This window comes from Rhizobium sp. SEMIA 4085 (genome assembly GCF_013004495.1).
GTDB classification, from domain to species: Bacteria; Pseudomonadota; Alphaproteobacteria; order Rhizobiales; family Rhizobiaceae; genus Rhizobium; species Rhizobium gallicum.
In genome coordinates this window covers 1-3698 of the sequence record NZ_JABEPH010000480.1, presented here as the reverse complement: position 1 = coordinate 3698, position 3698 = coordinate 1, and the positions used below count along the sequence as shown (strand labels likewise).

The window sequence follows — 3698 nt, the reverse complement described above, 5'->3', positions numbered from 1 at the left end:
CATATGCGGTCTGCAATTCACCCGGTCACCCTGCGCTTTCCGCGGCACTGGTTAACAGAGCGTTTCTCTCGTATGCATCTGCCTGGCGACAGGTGCCAAGTGAAGCTGGGGCGGCGTCCGACGGACACGACCCTTCACGGACCTGTCGCGGCGGCCTATTGGAGGAAGCGTAGCCATGGGTGACGATGTCGTCGTGTCGTCCATAAAGCTGCGGTCGCCACAAACTCTGTTTTCAACTGGGTTCAGTTCCGGCGAGAGCGACGTCAGCAACGCCAAGATGACGAGGTCAGGCATCTTCAGTCTCAGCGTTTATCGGGCGACATTATTTCTTGCAAACGATTAAGTCTTAAGAGTTGACATTACGCAATGGCGGAAGGTAGCATAAAGCATGATGGAATAAATGATATCGTTTTATCGATACTGGTAAGTATCGATGTTGAGTAATGCACCTTTAAGACAGCGTTTACACCTGAATCCGTTGCTTCGCGCAAAAATCGGTCGACGTTCTTTTAACCTTGCCAGCTGCAGCGACATTTATATTTGTACGAGGCGCGCGCTTTGTTGGGTTTTGACTTTAAGTATCATGGTTAATGGAACACTAAATTCTGGAGCAGCGTGAGGGTATATGATTAAAATCAATCTTTGCGGGCCTTTGAAAGGCGCTCAGAGTGTCATTGCTCCATACAGAGGGATAAGAGGCTAGCGGCATGAAGTTTCACGGAACACCTTTGGATGGTGCATACGTTATCGAGCCGGAACCGCGCGGGGACGAACGAGGATGGTTTCAGCGCGTCTTCTGCGAGCGAGAAATGGCCGATGCCGGCATGGAAGGCCGCTTCGTACAAGTCAATAACTCGTTCAATGCCGAAGCGGGCACCCTGCGTGGCCTGCACTATCAACTCCCGCCGTCGCCAGAAGTTAAGATCATCCGGTGCATCTCCGGAGCACTGTGGGACTGTATCGTCGATCTGCGGCCCGATTCGGCGACGTACCTCGGTTGGCACGCGGTTGAGTTAACGGGTGAGAACCGGCTGGCATTTTATGTGCCCCGTGGATTTGCCCACGGGTTTGTGACACTAAGGCCCAACACCGAGACCTTGTATCTTGCCAGCGAATTCTATGATCCAAAGTCGGAGCGCGGTGTGCGTTGGAATGATCCGAAGTTCGGCATCACCTGGCCGGTTGAAGGGATCGTAATTTCGGAGAAAGACGCGAAATGGCCAGACTTCGATGAGGATTTTCATGGCGTGGAAAGCCTACGCGGCATCTAGGAGCAGGAGGTTCTGATGGTGATTGACACGCTCCTGAAGAAACGGGAAGAGGATGGCCGTCCCATTAGGGTCGGGATGTACGGCGCGGGCTTTATGGCAAAGGGCATCGTCAACCAGATCTCCAACTCCGTGCCGGGAATGATCCTTTGCGTGATCTGCAACCGAAACGTGGAGAAGGCTATGTTAGCCTACCGCGCTGCTGGCCATGAGGCATCCTACGCCTGCGACAGCCGCAAACTCTCGGACTTGATTTCCGAAGGCACGCCGGCTGTCACTGACAATCCGGCGTTGCTATATGAGTCGGGTGATCTGGATTGCTTGATTGATGCGACGGGTGCGATCGAATATGGCGCCAACATCACCTTAGGTGCAATCGCGCATGGTCGCGACATGGTGACCATGAATGCCGAACTGGACGGCACGGTTGGTCCGCTTCTCAAGAAAAAAGCCGACGCGGCAGGGGTAATCCTCACGGCCTGCGATGGAGACCAGCCCGGGGTACAGATGAACTTGTGGCGCTTCGTCAAATCCATCGGCCTTACGCCGCGGATGTGCGGAAATATCAAAGGCCTACAGGATCCCTATCGCACACCGACAACGCAGGCCGAATTCGCGGCAAAATGGGGGCAGGACCCGCATATGGTCACCAGCTTCGCCGATGGCACGAAGATTAGCTTTGAGCAAGCTATCGTCGCTAACGGCACTGGCATGTCCATTTTGAAGCGCGGCATGACAGGTGTCGAGCATCGTGGCCATGTCGATGAACTCGTCAACGCGTATGACATTGAGGCGCTGAAGGCCGTCGGTGGGGCCGTCGACTATGTTGTGGGGGCAACACCAGGTCCGGGTGTCTTTATTCTCGCCTCACACGACGATCCGAAGCAGCAGCATTACCTGAACCTCTACAAGCTCGGAACCGGCCCGCTTTATAGCTTTTACACACCTTACCATCTTTGCCATTTCGAAGTACCCCTCTCAGTGGCTCGGGTTGTCCTTTTACGCGATCCCGTGCTTCAACCACTGGAGGGCCCGAGGGTCGAGGTTGTGGCGACTGCAAAGCGCGATCTTAATGCTGGCGAAACGATCGACGGTTTGGGCGGCTACATGAGCTATGGCCAGTGCGAGCGCGTCGCTGAAGCCGGCGCTCGGGATTTGCTGCCCATGGGGGTCGCCGAGGGATGCGTCTTGAAAAAGGCCGTGGCGAAGGATCAGGTCCTTACCTATGCCGATGTGGCGCTGCCGGGGGGCCGCACCATCGATCTGCTGCGCCGCGAACAGACGGCGATGTTTGCTGCGTAGTGCCGGAGACGGAACGGGGACCCTCGCATCAATTTGTGGCTGATAATCTTAAATCGACGCCGCAGGGTAGATCGAGGCAGCGCTGGGCGAACAATTCGGCGTGGCGATCGTCGCGCTTCTTCTGAGAAGCGGGATCCGGCATTGAGGCGGCACTTCGCGCCTTAAGTTCTGAACGCTGGTAAGACGTCTTTGGCAAAGACATCGATGAACTTCGCTTGGTTGCGCCCGACATTGTGCAAGAATACCTTTTCGAAGCCCATGCGCGCATCATCACTCAACCATGCGATATGATCTGCAGGATCGGCCGAAATGCGGACATGCTGATCCATGTCTTCAGGACGAACGTGCCGACAGGCTTCGTCGAAATCCCCGGTGAGACGGAGGTCCTCTGCCATCGCCGCTGTCACCGCGTTGCTGCGCCACTGCTCGTAAGCATTCGCCCGTGCCTCGAACTGACTTTTTGCGTAGGAAACATGAGCCTGAAGGTAAAGAGGCTTTCCATTCCCGCCGCCGAGTCTGAAGGCGTCTATGATCTCTGCAAGTCGTTCGCGGGGTTGATTGACCGTAATTAATGCGTCTGCCCAACGGCCGGCCCACTCGGCTGTTTTTGCTGAAAGCGCACCGGCAACGATCATCGGTGGTTCCGTCGGGAGCGTGTAAAGTCTCGCCTCGTCAACCTTGATCGGCTTCAGACGACTGACCGTCTGTCCTGCCCAAAGCTCCTTCATGATCTCGACGCCGGCAAGGAGCCTGGCATTGCGTTCCGCCTTGGACGGCCAGTCGCCGCCGACAATGTGCTCGTTCAGAGCCTCGCCGCTGCCAACAGCCATCCATGTCAGCCTCCCCGGAAAGAGCTCGCATACGGTCGCGGCCGCTTGCGCGGTGATCGCCGGATGATAACGCCAACCAGAAGGAACCGTGATGAGCCCAAACGGCAGATGGGTTGCCTGCATTGCCGCTCCAAGCCATGACCAGACGAAACCCGACTGGCCCTGGCGTTCACTCCACGGGGCGAAATGATCAGAAGACATAATGCTCTGGAAACCGGCGGCCTCGGCACGCTGCACATAGTGTAGCAAGTCCGAGGGTGTGAATTGCTCATGGGACGCATGATACCCTATATGCCTC

Annotated in this window: 3 protein-coding genes; 2 read left to right on the top strand and 1 reads right to left on the bottom strand. The window is 56.2% G+C overall.

The window, feature by feature from the left end:
* Positions 1–707 precede the first annotated feature (707 nt).
* Together rfbC and C9413_RS29480 are read left to right on the top strand one after the other, a co-directional pair.
* Positions 708–1271, top strand: a complete 564-nt coding sequence (gene rfbC / locus C9413_RS29485) for a dTDP-4-dehydrorhamnose 3,5-epimerase (RefSeq protein ID WP_040115588.1) — start codon at positions 708–710, stop codon at positions 1269–1271.
* Positions 1272–1286: 15 nt separating this feature from the next.
* Positions 1287–2570: an SAF domain-containing protein gene (locus C9413_RS29480; RefSeq protein WP_170251298.1), complete on the top strand. Its 1284-nt coding sequence runs from the start codon at positions 1287–1289 to the stop codon at positions 2568–2570.
* Between the two features lie 161 nt (positions 2571–2731).
* On the opposite strand, the gene C9413_RS29475 is transcribed toward C9413_RS29480, so the two are convergent.
* The gene (locus tag C9413_RS29475; protein ID WP_170251299.1) at positions 2732–3691 is read right to left on the bottom strand and encodes a TIGR03885 family FMN-dependent LLM class oxidoreductase; all 960 of its coding nucleotides are present in this window, start codon (positions 3689–3691) and stop codon (positions 2732–2734) included.
* Positions 3692–3698 lie beyond the last annotated feature (7 nt).